15 protein-coding genes are annotated in these 13,746 nt (G+C 41.5%); all 15 read left to right on the top strand.

Annotated elements, in window-relative coordinates:
* The 15 genes from MKY88_RS14720 to MKY88_RS14650 all read left to right on the top strand — a co-directional run bounded on the left by MKY88_RS14720 (window position 1) and on the right by MKY88_RS14650 (window position 13,668).
* A complete protein-coding gene (locus MKY88_RS14720; RefSeq protein ID WP_340814030.1) occupies window positions 1-921 on the top strand; it encodes a sirohydrochlorin chelatase in 921 nt (306 codons plus the stop codon).
* The gene (gene cobK, locus MKY88_RS14715; protein ID WP_328200431.1) at window positions 918-1,679 is read left to right on the top strand and encodes a precorrin-6A reductase; all 762 of its coding nucleotides are present in this window, start codon (window positions 918-920) and stop codon (window positions 1,677-1,679) included. Before MKY88_RS14720 ends, cobK begins: the two co-directional genes overlap by 4 nt.
* A gap of 12 nt (window positions 1,680-1,691) precedes the next feature.
* On the top strand, window positions 1,692-2,351 hold the full coding sequence (locus tag MKY88_RS14710) for a precorrin-8X methylmutase (protein ID WP_008178269.1): 660 nt from the start codon (window positions 1,692-1,694) through the stop codon (window positions 2,349-2,351).
* Window positions 2,351-3,484, top strand: coding sequence for a cobalt-precorrin-5B (C(1))-methyltransferase (locus MKY88_RS14705; protein WP_069481860.1), 1,134 nt, complete (start codon window positions 2,351-2,353; stop codon window positions 3,482-3,484). Before MKY88_RS14710 ends, MKY88_RS14705 begins: the two co-directional genes overlap by 1 nt.
* Complete coding sequence (gene cbiE, locus MKY88_RS14700; RefSeq protein WP_340814029.1) at window positions 3,441-4,661, top strand: precorrin-6y C5,15-methyltransferase (decarboxylating) subunit CbiE; 1,221 nt, start codon at window positions 3,441-3,443, stop codon at window positions 4,659-4,661. Before MKY88_RS14705 ends, cbiE begins: the two co-directional genes overlap by 44 nt.
* Window positions 4,654-5,361, top strand: coding sequence for a precorrin-2 C(20)-methyltransferase (cobI, locus tag MKY88_RS14695; protein WP_193832477.1), 708 nt, complete (start codon window positions 4,654-4,656; stop codon window positions 5,359-5,361). The genes cbiE and cobI overlap by 8 nt, the downstream gene beginning before the upstream one ends.
* Window positions 5,361-6,146: a precorrin-4 C(11)-methyltransferase gene (gene cobM, locus MKY88_RS14690; RefSeq protein WP_328200432.1), complete on the top strand. Its 786-nt coding sequence runs from the start codon at window positions 5,361-5,363 to the stop codon at window positions 6,144-6,146. Before cobI ends, cobM begins: the two co-directional genes overlap by 1 nt.
* The gene (locus MKY88_RS14685) at window positions 6,139-7,260 is read left to right on the top strand and encodes a cobalt-precorrin 5A hydrolase (RefSeq protein WP_069481857.1); all 1,122 of its coding nucleotides are present in this window, start codon (window positions 6,139-6,141) and stop codon (window positions 7,258-7,260) included. The genes cobM and MKY88_RS14685 overlap by 8 nt, the downstream gene beginning before the upstream one ends.
* Window positions 7,261-7,271: 11 nt before the next feature.
* A complete protein-coding gene (locus tag MKY88_RS14680) occupies window positions 7,272-8,639 on the top strand; it encodes a cobyrinate a,c-diamide synthase (RefSeq protein WP_328200434.1) in 1,368 nt (455 codons plus the stop codon).
* Window positions 8,632-9,270: a precorrin-2 dehydrogenase/sirohydrochlorin ferrochelatase family protein gene (locus MKY88_RS14675; protein ID WP_069481855.1), complete on the top strand. Its 639-nt coding sequence runs from the start codon at window positions 8,632-8,634 to the stop codon at window positions 9,268-9,270. Before MKY88_RS14680 ends, MKY88_RS14675 begins: the two co-directional genes overlap by 8 nt.
* Window positions 9,267-10,034, top strand: coding sequence for a uroporphyrinogen-III C-methyltransferase (cobA, locus tag MKY88_RS14670; RefSeq protein WP_069481854.1), 768 nt, complete (start codon window positions 9,267-9,269; stop codon window positions 10,032-10,034). Before MKY88_RS14675 ends, cobA begins: the two co-directional genes overlap by 4 nt.
* A gap of 34 nt (window positions 10,035-10,068) precedes the next feature.
* On the top strand, window positions 10,069-10,629 hold the full coding sequence (locus MKY88_RS14665) for a nitroreductase family protein (protein WP_328200435.1): 561 nt from the start codon (window positions 10,069-10,071) through the stop codon (window positions 10,627-10,629).
* A gap of 13 nt (window positions 10,630-10,642) precedes the next feature.
* Complete coding sequence (locus MKY88_RS14660; protein ID WP_069481852.1) at window positions 10,643-11,179, top strand: cob(I)yrinic acid a,c-diamide adenosyltransferase; 537 nt, start codon at window positions 10,643-10,645, stop codon at window positions 11,177-11,179.
* A 156-nt stretch (window positions 11,180-11,335) separates the two neighbouring features.
* Window positions 11,336-12,835, top strand: coding sequence for a cobyric acid synthase (locus tag MKY88_RS14655; protein WP_193833717.1), 1,500 nt, complete (start codon window positions 11,336-11,338; stop codon window positions 12,833-12,835).
* A complete protein-coding gene (locus MKY88_RS14650) occupies window positions 12,832-13,668 on the top strand; it encodes a class I SAM-dependent methyltransferase (protein WP_258269049.1) in 837 nt (278 codons plus the stop codon). Before MKY88_RS14655 ends, MKY88_RS14650 begins: the two co-directional genes overlap by 4 nt.
* Window positions 13,669-13,746 lie beyond the last annotated feature (78 nt).

The raw sequence follows: 13,746 nt of genomic DNA, 5'->3' as shown, positions 1-13,746 counted from the left end.
ATGAAAGCTATATTATTTGTTGGCCATGGGAGCCGTTTAGCAGCAGGAAATGATGAGGTACGTACATTTATCGAGCAAATGAAATCTCGCATTGATGAACAATATTTAGTGGAAACATGTTTCCTTGAATTTGCTTCTCCTAACATCGAAGAAGGTATTACAAACTGTGTGAAAAAGGGTGCTACAGAGGTACATGTGATCCCAATTATTTTACTTCATGCAGGTCATTCTAAGCTACATATTCCAGCAGAAATCGAGCATGCTCGTGAACATTATCCGAATATCACATTCACATATGGTCAAACAATTGGCATTCATGAAGAAATATTTGCGATATTGCAAGATCGTTTAGTTGAAATTGGATTTGATACTGATCAAGAACAGGAAGATACAGCCATTTTATTAATTGCTCGAGGGGGCAGTGATCCTTATGCAAATGGAGATTTTTATAAAATTACACGATTGCTATGGGAAAGGCTACCTGTTAAATACGTGGAAAGTGCCTTTATGGGCGTAACGGACCCACGTGTTGAAGAAGGCATTGAACGCTGTGTCAAACTAGGTGCTAAAAAAATTATCATGCTTCCTTACTTTTTATTCACGGGTATTTTAATGGAGCGAATGCATGTTATGTGTGAGAAATTCAATGAGCAATTTCCAGCATGTGAGATTCAAATTGCCAACTACTTTGGCTACCATGAACGTTTACAAAATGTTCTATTAGAACGTATTGAGCAAGCGGTGAATGGTACATCAACAGGTATGAAAGATCTTGAAGATTATCGTGCTTACGCTGCTGTTCATGGACATGCACATCATCATCATCATGAACACGACCATGGACATGACCACCACCACAACCATGATCATGAACACGATCACCACCATCATCATCATCATGAAGAGGAGCCAGTAAAATGATTTTCATGTTAGCAGGTACGAGTGATGCAAGGAATCTAGGCCTTGAATTGCAAAGGACGGGACATGCTGTAACTGCCACTGTTGTGACGGAATCTGCAGCCTCAAGTCTTGCTGACGTTGGCTTGCCTCATTTAATAGGGCGACTAACAGCGGAAGAAATGGCGACTATTATAACGGAACAAGGCTTTCAATTGGTGGTAGATGCCTCTCATCCATTTGCAGAAGAGGCATCGAAAAATGCCATGGCAGCAGCTGAAAAAGCGCAAGTTCCTTATATTCGCTATGAACGTGCCCATGAACATTATGCACACCCACTTATTACAGTCGTGAAAGATTATGAGGAAGCAGCTCAGTTAGCAGCAGAAAAACGTGGTGTCATTATGCTGACAACAGGTAGTAAAACGCTTGCTACATTTACGAAAGTTTTACAAGGCTTAGAAAATACAAGAGTAATTGCTCGTATGCTCCCACGACTTGACAATATGGAAAAATGTGAGGCGCTCGGTGTGGTACAGCGAGATATTGTAGCCATTCAAGGCCCATTTTCAAAGGAATTAAATGAAGCATTATTCCGTCAATATGGAGTGACCTTAATGATTACCAAAGAAAGCGGCAAAGTCGGCTCAGTAGATGAGAAGCTAGAGGCAGCCCTTGCCTGTTCTATAGAAACAATTCTTATTGCAAGACCCAATATTAAATATGGCCAGCAATATTCCACTTTTAAAGAAGTGTTACAGGCTGTACAACATACACTTTAGGAGGCAATGACAATGGATTTTAAAACAGATTTCAAACCATTAACAGTAGACCCAGATAAAATTTACGATTACAGTTTCTCGATTATCGCGGAGGAAATGGGGGAGCATGACTTTTCAGAGGATGAATGGAAGGTTGTGCGCCGTATTATCCATGCATCTGCTGACTTTGAGCTAGGTCGTAGCGTTATTATTACACCAGGAGCACTTGAAGCAGGTGTTAAGTCTATTCTGGCAGGGCGTCATGTAATTGCGGATGTGCAAATGATTGAAAGTGGTTCTGGTAAAAAACGTTTCCAAAAACATGGTGGCGATTTACATTGCTATATTGCGGATGAGGATGTATCTGTAGAAGCGAAAAAGCAAAATACAACTCGTGCCATTATATCGATGCAAAAAGCCTCAAAATTGCATGAAGGCGGTATTTATGCTATTGGTAATGCCCCAACTGCATTACTAGAATTGATTCGTTTAATTAAAGAAGGCTTAGCAAAACCAGATTTAATTATTGGTATGCCTGTAGGTTTCGTGTCTGCGGCTGAATCGAAAGAAGAGCTGCTAAAACTTGAAGGTATTCCGTACATTACAAATGTTGGTCGTAAAGGCGGTAGTACAGTGACGGTTGCCGCATTAAATGCCATTTCACTTTTAGCGGATGAACAGGCGAAAAAATAATGGAGCGGAAGCCAAAAAAGGATCCTAAGGACATGCGTCACGGTTATACAACAGGAGCCTGTGCAACTGCAGTAACAAAGGCAGCTTTACTCGCCCTTATTACAAATGAAGAGCAAGAAACAAGCACGATTCATTTGCCAATAGGTAGGGATGCGACCTTTACCATTGAAAAATGCCTATTTGAAAACAATGCCGTCAGCTGTGAAACGATTAAAGATGCTGGTGATGACCCAGATGCCACACATCAGGCACTCATCGTCGGTACTGTGAGCTGGGCAGAGACACCTGGTATTCATTTAGATGGAGGGATTGGAGTCGGGCGTGTGACAAAGCCCGGCTTACCAGTGCCTGTTGGAGAGGCAGCCATTAACCCTGTCCCACGGAAAATGATTCACAGCACTGTTCAAGGTGTATTGGACGAATTTCAAATTACACGAGGGGTTAACGTAGTGATTTCCGTACCTAAGGGTGAGGAGATTGCGAAAAAAACGTTAAATGGTCGTCTTGGTATACTTGGAGGCATCTCTATTTTAGGCACAAGGGGAACCGTCGTGCCTTTTTCAAGTTCTGCGTATATGGCTAGTATTGTACAGGCCATTAGCGTCGCTAAAGAGGCTGGCTGTGAGCATTTAGTAGTGACAACAGGTGGTCGCAGTGAAAAATTTGGGATGAAACAATACCCCCATTTACCTGAAGAAGCTTTTGTTGAAATGGGTGATTTTGTTGGCTTTACTTTAAAGCATTGTAAGCGACTCGGTATTAAACAAGTGTCCCTTGTCGGGATGATGGGGAAATTTTCAAAGGTGGCACAAGGGGTAATGATGGTGCATTCCAAAAGTGCTCCGATTGACTTTAACTTTTTAGCACAACTTGCCGAAGATGTAGGGGCAGATGCAGACACAATAACCGAAATACGAGAGGCCAACACAGCGTCGCAAGTAGGTGAAATTATGATGGAAAAAGGATATGAATCATTTTTCCATCGTATGTGTGAGGCCTGCTGCTATTCCTCCATTCATCATATAAAGGGCGGTTTAACGCTTTCCACATCGATTTATTCGATGCAGGGACAATTATTAGGAAGGGCTGATGACATTGCATCGATCGATGAAATTAATTGGGATCGGGGATAACGGATTAGCAAGCTTATTCCCACAATACCGCCAGTGGATTGAAGACTGTGAGGTACTTGTAGGTGGTGAGCGCGTGCTTGATTTTTTCTCCCATTTTACAGGGGAAAAAATCATGATCAAAGGAGGTCTTTCAGCACTTGTTGAGAGATTGTCAGAGGAAACAAGAAATACGATTATTCTCGCATCTGGAGATCCATTGTTTTATGGCGTGGGAGGCTATTTAGCGAAAAAGCTAGATTTGGAGGTTTATCCATATATGAGCTCCGTACAGCTAGCCTTCGCGAAAATGGGAGAAAGCTGGCAGGATGCTTATGTCACAAGTATTCATGGACGACCTATGAAAGGCTTGGCACAGCGCATCGATGGGAAAAAGAAAATAGCTCTATTAACAGATGCTGAAAATAGCCCAAATGCGCTCGCACGTTATTTAAAGCATTTTGGTATGATCGAATATCGTGCATTTGTAGCCGAAAATCTACAGGGTGAAGATGAAAAATATGATTGGTATTCGTTAGATGAAATGGAGACCACACATTTTTCTCCTTTAAACGTAGTTATTTTACAACAAATCATTGAACCTAAACGCTACACACTCGGTATCGATGATGAAGAGTTTTCTCAACGAAAGCCAGATAAAGGACTCATTACCAAAAAAGAAATTCGTGTCTTAAGCTTACAGGCGATGCAACTTCAAAAGGATAGTGTTATTTGGGATATTGGCACATGCACAGGATCTATGGCCATTGAAGCAGGTAAGCTTTCACCTGAGGGACAAGTTTACGCCGTTGAAAAAAATGCACCTGATTTAGAAAACTGTCTGCACAATCAGCAAAAATTCCGTGTGGATATAACAGCAATTCATAGTAGAGCTCCAGAGGGACTCGATAATTTCCCAGACCCTGATGCCATTTTTATCGGTGGTACTGGTGGTGAAATGGTCGAATTACTACAATTGTGCTGTAACCGCTTAAAACCAAATGGTCGCATTGTTTTAAATGCAGCGACAATTGAAAATTTATATAAAGCAGTGGAAGCGTTTAAGGCTTGTGATTTTGAGGTTGATATTTTACAGGCACAGCTTGCGCGTAGCAAACCGATCTTAAATATGACACGCTTTGTGCCATTAAATCCAATATTTATTATTTCGGCTTATCGAAAGGAAGAAAATCATGAATAATTTAGGTGTTTTATATGGCTTGGGCGTTGGTCCTGGCGATCCAGAATTAATTACAGTGAAGGCGTTTCGTGTGATTCAAGAGTCACCTGTTATTGCCTATCCGAAAAAACTTAGAGGCAGTAAGAGTTATGCCCATCGTATTGTAGATGTTTATATTAATCCAGAAGAAAAAGATATGCTTGGTCTTGTATTTCCTATGACGAAGGATGAAGCTGTCCTTGAGCGTGAATGGACTAAGTCAGTCGAGCTTGTATATGAAAAATTACAGGAGGGCAAGGATGTGGCCTTCGTTACAGAAGGTGATCCGTTATTATATAGTACGTTTATCCATATGATGAAGTTAATGCAGGACATGCATCCAGATGTAGAAATTCGTACGGTTCCGGGGATATCTTCATTTAATGGCTCCGCTTCTCGACTTGGCATTGCATTAGCAGATGGTGATGACCGTGTCGCAATTATTCCTGCCTATGATGATTATGGGGCAATGCGTGAAGCTATTGAAAGTCATGATGCTGTGGTCTTTATTAAAGTAGCAAAAGTAATTGATTTAATGCTTCAGGTACTACGTGATTTAGATTTACTGGATAAAGCATCTGTTGTGACAAAGGTAACATCTGACGAAGAAGTAATTTGGGATGTACGTGAGTTGGATGGTGTCGATTTAGAATATTTAACATTAATGGTGGTGCGTAAATAATGAAGAAAATCTATATAGTCGGCGCTGGTCCTGGTGATCCAGATTTAATTACAGTTAAAGGCTTACATATGTTACAAACAGCAGATGTTGTTATGTATACAGATTCATTAGTGAGTGAAGATCTCATTGCGAAAGCTAGACCAGATGCGGAAATTATTCGAACAGCTGGTATGCATTTAGAGGAAATGGTCGCTGTGATGGCTGATCGGGTCCATGCTGGGAAAATAGTAGCTCGCATGCATACAGGTGATCCGGCCATGTATGGAGCGATTATGGAACAAGTAGCACTCTTAAAAAATCAAGGCATTGGCTACGAAGTTATTCCAGGGGTTAGCTCTGTTTTTGCATCAGCAGCGGCTATTGGGGCTGAGCTAACGATTCCTGATTTAACACAAACTTTAATTTTAACTCGTGCTGAAGGGCGTACCCCTGTACCCGAATTTGAAAAATTACGTGATTTAGCAAGCCATCATTGTACAATTGCTCTATTTTTAAGTGCGACGCTTACAAAGAAAATTGTCAAAGAACTACAAAGTGCTGGTTGGGCTGATGATACACCCGTAGCGGTTATTCAGCGTGCTTCTTGGCCAGATCAAAAAATTGTTCGTACGACATTAATAGAATTAGATGAAGCGATGCGCGTGAATGGAATTCGTAAGCATGCGATGATTCTAGCAGGTTGGGCACTAGATCCTGATATTCATGATAAGGATCAATATCGCTCGAAATTATATGATGCAACCTTTACACATGGCTTTAGAAAAGGTGTGAAGACAAGTGATTGAGTTACAAGAGGGGATATTACCAGAAGTTGATCAGCGCAATGCATATGCTGTTGTAGCGATTACAAAGCACGGTGTTCAAATAGGACGTCGTCTCCAACAAACGTTTGCCGCTAGTGATTTGTATTATATGAGTAAATTTGAACAGGGCGATGAGGAGGAAAAGCATATTCAACTGTTTACTGGAACAGTTCGTTTGCTTTTGCCGACTCTATTTAAACAATACAAGGGTTTGATTTTAATTATTTCTTTAGGTGCAGTTGTAAGAATGATCGCACCCATTTTAAAGGATAAAAAGACTGATCCGGGTGTTGTGGTTATTGATGATCGAGGCGAAAACGTAATAAGTGTCTTGTCAGGACATCTTGGCGGTGCCAATGAACTAACACATGAGGTAGCGGCAGCTCTTGGTGCCAACCCTATTATTACAACAGCTTCCGATGTGCAAAAGACTATTCCTGTCGATCTATTTGGTGCACGTTTTGGATGGGTTTGGGATAGTGCCGATAAATTAACGCCTGTAAGCGCTTCTGTCGTCAACGAGGAACATGTGGCAATTGTGCAGGAAACTGGTGAACGAGATTGGTGGATGCGTGATACACCAATGCCTGAGCATATTAAAATTTATCCATCTACACAGACGGCCATAGAGGCTAAGCCTCATGCAACATTGTTAATAACGGACCGTATAATCGAACGAGAAGAAGAGGTTTTGCTTGAAAATGGTGTCATTTATCGACCAAAATCAATTATCTTAGGCATGGGCTGTAATCGTGGTACCTCTATTGAGGAGATTGAACAAGTCATTGATGAAACCCTGGCAGAGCTTAAACTTTCGAAAAAAAGTGTGAAGGCACTTTGTACAATTGATCTGAAGAAAGATGAGCAATGCTTCCTAGATATTACCCAAAAATATGATTGGGAGTTCGTTACCTATTCACCGACAGAATTAAATGAAATTGAGTTCCCATCACCCTCAGAAACAGTCTTTAAATATACAGGGGCATATGGTGTCAGTGAACCTGCGGCTATGCGTTATGCTCAAGTCAAATCACTCATCTTAGAAAAGAAAAAATCAGGTAATGCTACGATTTCAGTTGCTAGATACCTATTTTAAGGAGGAAGTCCATGCAAACAAATCGCTTTGTACTAGCTGGGACAGGCAGTGGTGTAGGTAAAACTACTTTTACTATTGGACTGATGAAGGCTCTACAAAATAAAGGGAAAGTCGTGCAGGGCTTTAAATGTGGGCCTGATTATATCGATCCAACCTATCATACGGCAGTAACAGGTAGAGTTTCACGCAATATTGATAGTTGGATGTTCTCGCATGAAGCAGTATGTGATATTGTAGCTCGCGCAAGTAGGGATGCAGACGTCTCTATTATTGAGGGTGTAATGGGCTTTTATGATGGTAAAAGTCCATTATCAGATGCTGGTTCTGCCGCAGATATTAGTGTAGTAACAGAGAGTCCAGTTATTTTAATCGTTAATTGTGCAAGTATGGCTAGAAGTGTTGCGGCAGTTGTGAAAGGATTTCAATTATTATCAAATAAACCAAATATCGTTGGTGTAATAGCAAATCAAGTTGGTAGCGTTGGCCATTATGAAATTGCCAAGACTGCTATTGAACAAGAATGTGGGGTTCCTGTAATCGGCTACTTAAAGCGCGAAGAAGGGATTGATATTCCAAGTCGTCATTTAGGATTAGTCCCTGCTATTGAAAGAGGAGAGCTTCATTCATTTTTTGACAAGCTAGGAGACCTGATGGCTGAGACCATTGACTTAGAGCAATTACTCCGTATAACAAAGGCCCCGGTACTTCAGGAATCAGGCAAATTATTTACAGAAGAGCCTACACAAAATATTTGTCTCGCTGTAGCAAAAGATGCGGCATTTAATTTTTATTATGAAGAAAATTTGGCGTTATTACGGGCGAAAGGTGCGACATTACAATTTTTCTCACCACTTGCCAATGAGCCAGTACCAGCAGAGGCAGATGGCTTATATATAGGGGGTGGCTTTCCTGAAGAGTTTGCGCAGACACTTGCGGCAAATACGATTGCCAAACAATCTATACGTGAAGCCATAAACAAAGGTCTACCGACTTTGGCTGAATGTGGAGGCTTTATGTATTTAACAGAAGCTATTACAGATAGCCATGGGGAGCGTTATGACATGGTAGGTGTAATCCCAGGGGAAGTAGCGATGCAAACAAAGCTAGCAGCACTTGGCTATCGTGAAATTTTTGGTACAGCAGGTAATTTCTTAATCGGTTCAGAGGAACAGGCAAAGGGACATGAATTCCACTATTCCAAGTATAGCGGCTCCCATCATACACCTGCCTATGAAACAATTGGACGCTTTGGCAAAAAGCAAGAAGGCTTTCAAGTAGGGAATTTGGTGGCTGGTTATACGCATTTTCATTTTGTATCAAACCCAAAGCTAGTTGACAATTGGTTAACAGCTTGCAAGAAGGTGAAGAATGATGACTAATTATTTTCCTATTCATATTAATTTAGAATATAAAACGGTTGTAATCGTAGGCGGTGGTCATGTAGCCACACAAAAGGTAGCATCCCTTTTACCAGCGAAGGCGAATATCGTCATCGTTAGTCCAGCCTTGCATGAAGATTTACAGCCACTAGCCGAATTGGGGCAAATTACTTGGAAACGAAAAGAGTTTGAACCACGTGATTTGGATGATGCAATCCTTATTATTGCTGCCACAAATGTGACGGCTGTTAACGAAGCCGTGCAAGAGGCGGCACAGCATTGGCAATTAATTAATCGAACAGATAGACAAAGTGAAAGTGATTTTATTACCCCAGCGACAGTTCGTCGTGGTCCTTTAGTGTTAACTGTCTCGACATCAGGAGCAAGTCCCGGGCTAGCACGTAAAATTAAAGCAGACTTAGAGGATCAATTTGATGATGCCTATGAAGATTACGTATGCTTTTTGCAGCAAGCTCGTTTAATGGTTGCTGCAAAGTTTGATAAAGGCCCACAAAGACGTGCGGCATTACAGGCCTTGCTAGAGCCAAACATCCTTGAATGGACACGTCAAGGTGAGATTGATAGACGTGAAGCTTATTTACAACAACTATTGATGGGAGAAAAGCAATGAAGGATGGAATAGTTTATATCGTTGGCGCAGGACCTGGAGATCCAAAGCTCATTACGGTCTATGGTCTGGAATGTATTCAAAAGGCTGATATTATTGCGTATGACCGTCTTGTAAATCCGGCATTGCTAGACTTCGCAAAAAAGGATGCGGAGCTCGTTTACTGTGGGAAATTACCAGGGAAACACCACCTGATTCAGGATGAAATTAATGCATTACTTGTGGAGAAGGCGCAGGAAGGCAAAATTGTCACACGTCTTAAAGGTGGCGATCCATTCGTCTTTGGCCGTGGTGCAGAAGAGGCTGAAATCTTAAAAAATCATGGCATTGTCTATGAAATTGTGCCAGGTATCACAGCAGGTATTGCGGCTCCTGCTTATGCGGGGATTCCTGTGACACATAGAGACTTTGCCACAAGTTTTGCCCTCGTGACAGGACATGGCCGAGAAGAAAAAGGACAGGATTTTTTAAATTGGCCAGCATTAGCAACTGGTATTGATACTGTCGCTTTTTATATGAGCGTTGGTAATATTGCCTACATAGCTCGAAAATTAATCGACAATGGACGTAAAGCCACAACACCTGTCGCGGTGATTGAATGGGGAACGACTGCTCAACAAAGAACTATAACAGGGCAACTAGATGAAATTGCGAACATTATTGAACGTGAAGGATATCATAATCCTTCCATGATTGTAGTAGGTGATGTCGTCAATGTACGTGAAAAAATTCAATGGTTTGAAGAGCAGGGACTTGCTTTTTCATAATCATCTCATTGAGAGAGCAGAAGGAGGAAGCAATATGACAGTCATCGAAGCACTAAAAAAGCGTCGAGCTATTCGGAATTACACAACACAGCCAGTAGAAAAAGAGAAAATTGAGCAAATATTACAAGCAGCTACATTTGCCCCTAATGACAGAATGAGAGAGCCTTGGCACTTCTACGTCATTCGAGGTGAAGCAATGGAGCGTTATGAGGAAATGGCGAGTGCTTATTTACAGGAACGCTTCCCGACAAAGCCGAATTTAGTGGAAAGCTCATTAAAGGTTGTACAAACAACCCCTGTCGCAATTGTTGTGACAGCAGATGTTGTGGAGGGAGATGCCGATGCGACAGAGGACAATGTTTTTGCTGTATGCAGTGCCATTATGTCGATGTGGCTAACAGCAGAGGAGCTAGGTCTTGGCTTTGTTTGGCGTACACGTGGTGTTGGACTTGTTCATGATCCGCGCATGCATTCGTTTATCGGTGCAAGTGAAGCACAGAAAGTGGTAGGGACGATTTTTATCGGCTACCCACAAGAACAGGAGCTTAACGACAAGAAGCGTACATCATTTCAAGAAAAGACAACTTGGCTGTAAGGAGGCTAATAGCATGGCAAGAAAAGGCTTGTTTTTAGTGTATACAGGCGAAGGAAAGGGCAAAACGACAGCATCTCTAGGTGTAACATTACGTGCGGTAGGTCGTGGGTTAAATGTGCGTTATATGCAATTTATTAAATCACCTGAGCGTACGTACGGAGAGCAAATTGCCCTGCGTAAGCTAGGTGTGGAAATGGAACAAATGGGCATTGGCTTCACTTGGACCAAAACACCAGAGGAGCATCGTGTAGCCTTATCGAAGGCATGGAAAAAAACGAAGGCAGCTCTACAAGATGACAGCATTGATTTATTAGTGTTAGATGAGCTAAACAATGCATTGGCTATAAGTAAGTTTCCAATTGATGATGTTCTACCACTGGCAGAAGTCATAGAAGCTATTCAGCAACGTCCATCGACCATGCATTTAGTGGTGACAGGACGAAGTGCCAATCCCGCGTTGCTAGCAATGGCTGATTTAGTTTCTACGATTGATGCTACTAAGCATTATTATGATGAAGGTATTCCAGCTGTGAAGGGGCTTGAATTTTAAAGCATCCTTCACCTTCAGGGTGGATGAATTACTCTGAACTAGGTGAACTACGCATGTTGGATAAGAGTGATTACTAACGGAACGAAGGCAAATAACCGTGTCTCGTGGAACAGAATATGGCAGCGTGACACCTATAATGACGGAGGGAAAATGATTATGCCAGCAAAATCGATCATGATTCAAGGAACTGCTTCCGATGTTGGAAAAAGTATGATTTGTACGGCATTGTGTCGTATATTTTCGGATGATGGCTTTAAAGTTGTCCCCTTTAAATCGCAAAATATGGCGCTTAATTCATTTGTAACAAAAGACGGTGGAGAAATTGGTCGTGCACAAGGAGTACAGGCTGAAGCTGCCCGTGTTGTTGCAACAACTGATATGAACCCTATTTTGCTCAAACCAAAGCAAGATATGATGTCTGAGGTCATCGTCCACGGAAAGCATTTTTTAAATATGGATGCCAAAACATATCGCAATAATTTTGTCCAGGAAGCGATGCCCATCGTCGAAAAATCAGTTCGTACGCTTCAAAATACATATGATGTCATTGTCTTAGAGGGGGCAGGAAGCCCAGCAGAGATTAACTTAAAGGATCGTGATATTGCTAATATGCGAATGGCACATTTAGCAGATGCAGCGGTTGTCCTTGTTGCCGATATTGATCGTGGTGGGGTTTTTGCCTCGATTGTTGGTACGCTGGCATTGCTAGATGAGGCGGAGCGGGCACGAGTGAAAGGGCTAATCATCAACAAATTTAGAGGTATGCGTGAATTATTGGATGATGGTTTGGCATGGGTGGAGCAAGAAACAGGCATTCCAGTGCTAGGTGTTGTGCCTTATTTAGAGGTCAATATTGAAGCGGAAGATTCACTCGCTTTATCATCATTACGCTTTAAAAAGCCAAAACCAGGAGAATTTGCTGTTGATGTGGCGATGATTCGTTTACCCCGTATTTCAAATTTCACAGATATCGATCCATTTTTTGATGAGCCTGAAGTGGGAGTTCGATTAATTGGAAAAGTTCATGAACTTGGTACGCCAGATTTGCTCATACTACCAGGAACAAAAAGCACAATGGATGATTTAGCCTGGTTAAAGGCACAGGGCTTCGATCAAGCCATTGCCCGATTAAGGGAGCATGGCACCAAAATTATTGGAATTTGTGGTGGTTTTCAAATGCTTGGCGAGACGCTATTAGATCCAGATGCAGTGGAGGGCAATGGTGAATCTGCTTATGGTCTTGGCTTATTGCCAATGGAAACTATTTTTGTAGGCAATAAAAAAACGGTACAAATGACTGGCACAAGAGGACAGGACCTATTGACCGGCTATGAAATTCATCTAGGACGAACAAAAATTTTACGTGATGAAGTTACATCGTTTTTACAGCTTGAGGATGGTCGAGAGGATGGCGCTATTAGTCAAGACGAACAGGTGATTGGCACGTATTTCCATGGTTTATTCCATAACCGTACGTATACCCGTCAGCTTATCAATGACATCCGTGTAAAAAAAGGATTAGCTGCCTTACCTCGTGAGGTAAAAAGCGATGCTGAAAGAAGAGAAGATGCCTACAATATGTTAGCTAGTCACGTACGAGCAAATCTTGATATGAAAAAAGTATATGAATTATTATCAATAGAGGTATCTGTATGACAAGAAAAGGACCATTAGCCATTAATTTTGAAGCATTATGGCAAGAAGGTATGAAAGACTGGCATGGGCATATGCCTGAGCGTATGGTGAATGATCAGCTAGAAGAGCAATTTTGGGCACAATCTGTTGCACGAAAAAATATGGGGCAAACTGATCCGTATGCTGCACGCATTTTTCAGGAGCTTCAAAAAAGTATTGAGCCCCAACATTCTGTATTAGAAATTGGACCTGGCTGGGGAAATTACACCTTTCCTTTAGCAGATAGAGTAAACAAGCTCACATGTGTGGATAGCTCCGAAAGTATGTTGCAGTACTTACAGCAGTGTATGCCTCATCAGGAGCACGTTTCCTACGTAAATGCAAAATGGGAGTGTTTAGAAAAAGATGAGATTGAGCCACATGATATCGTCTTAGGCGTCAATTGTTTTTACCGTATGTATGAAATTAAAGCTGCTTTAGCACATATGAATCGACTCGCGACCAAACGGGCCATCATAGGGATGACGACTGGGCCCATTCAGCCACACTACGAACGATTGTATGAAAAGTATGGCTATACGATCAAATTCCCCCGAAGAGATTATATAGAGTTTTTAAATCTACTATACGAAATGGATATTTACGCAGATTGTCAAATTATTCCTTTAGAGCGCGTCTATGCTTATGAAAGCTATGAACAGCTAGTGACGACTCAAAGTAAAAAAATATTAAATACAGATGTCAAACAAGCACACGTTGAGGAATCGCTGCAACCTTTTATTGAAGAAAAAGATGGTCGCTATTATTATCGTCATGATTTTCATGCAGCCCTTGTTTCTTGGCAACCAAAATAAACGACAAAACCTTTGGAGAAAGCTTTTACCAAAGGTTTTTCTTATGAGGCCCAATAAGGTACAATAAAACGATAAAAC

This window comes from Lysinibacillus sp. FSL R7-0073, from assembly GCF_038009065.1.
Lineage (GTDB): Bacteria > Bacillota > Bacilli > Bacillales_A > Planococcaceae > Lysinibacillus > Lysinibacillus fusiformis.
Note: the sequence above shows the minus strand (reverse complement) of the source record. Positions and strands in the feature narration are given on the sequence as shown.

Coding starts and splice junctions, on each gene's coding strand:
- MKY88_RS14720 (WP_340814030.1), top strand. CDS start 1: ATGAAAGCTATATTATTTGTTGGCCATGGGAGCCGTTTAGCAGCAGGA.
- cobK (WP_328200431.1), top strand. CDS start 918: ATGATTTTCATGTTAGCAGGTACGAGTGATGCAAGGAATCTAGGCCTT.
- MKY88_RS14710 (WP_008178269.1), top strand. CDS start 1,692: ATGGATTTTAAAACAGATTTCAAACCATTAACAGTAGACCCAGATAAA.
- MKY88_RS14705 (WP_069481860.1), top strand. CDS start 2,351: ATGGAGCGGAAGCCAAAAAAGGATCCTAAGGACATGCGTCACGGTTAT.
- cbiE (WP_340814029.1), top strand. CDS start 3,441: ATGACATTGCATCGATCGATGAAATTAATTGGGATCGGGGATAACGGA.
- cobI (WP_193832477.1), top strand. CDS start 4,654: ATGAATAATTTAGGTGTTTTATATGGCTTGGGCGTTGGTCCTGGCGAT.
- cobM (WP_328200432.1), top strand. CDS start 5,361: ATGAAGAAAATCTATATAGTCGGCGCTGGTCCTGGTGATCCAGATTTA.
- MKY88_RS14680 (WP_328200434.1), top strand. CDS start 7,272: ATGCAAACAAATCGCTTTGTACTAGCTGGGACAGGCAGTGGTGTAGGT.
- MKY88_RS14675 (WP_069481855.1), top strand. CDS start 8,632: ATGACTAATTATTTTCCTATTCATATTAATTTAGAATATAAAACGGTT.
- cobA (WP_069481854.1), top strand. CDS start 9,267: ATGAAGGATGGAATAGTTTATATCGTTGGCGCAGGACCTGGAGATCCA.
- MKY88_RS14665 (WP_328200435.1), top strand. CDS start 10,069: ATGACAGTCATCGAAGCACTAAAAAAGCGTCGAGCTATTCGGAATTAC.
- MKY88_RS14660 (WP_069481852.1), top strand. CDS start 10,643: ATGGCAAGAAAAGGCTTGTTTTTAGTGTATACAGGCGAAGGAAAGGGC.
- MKY88_RS14655 (WP_193833717.1), top strand. CDS start 11,336: ATGCCAGCAAAATCGATCATGATTCAAGGAACTGCTTCCGATGTTGGA.
- MKY88_RS14650 (WP_258269049.1), top strand. CDS start 12,832: ATGACAAGAAAAGGACCATTAGCCATTAATTTTGAAGCATTATGGCAA.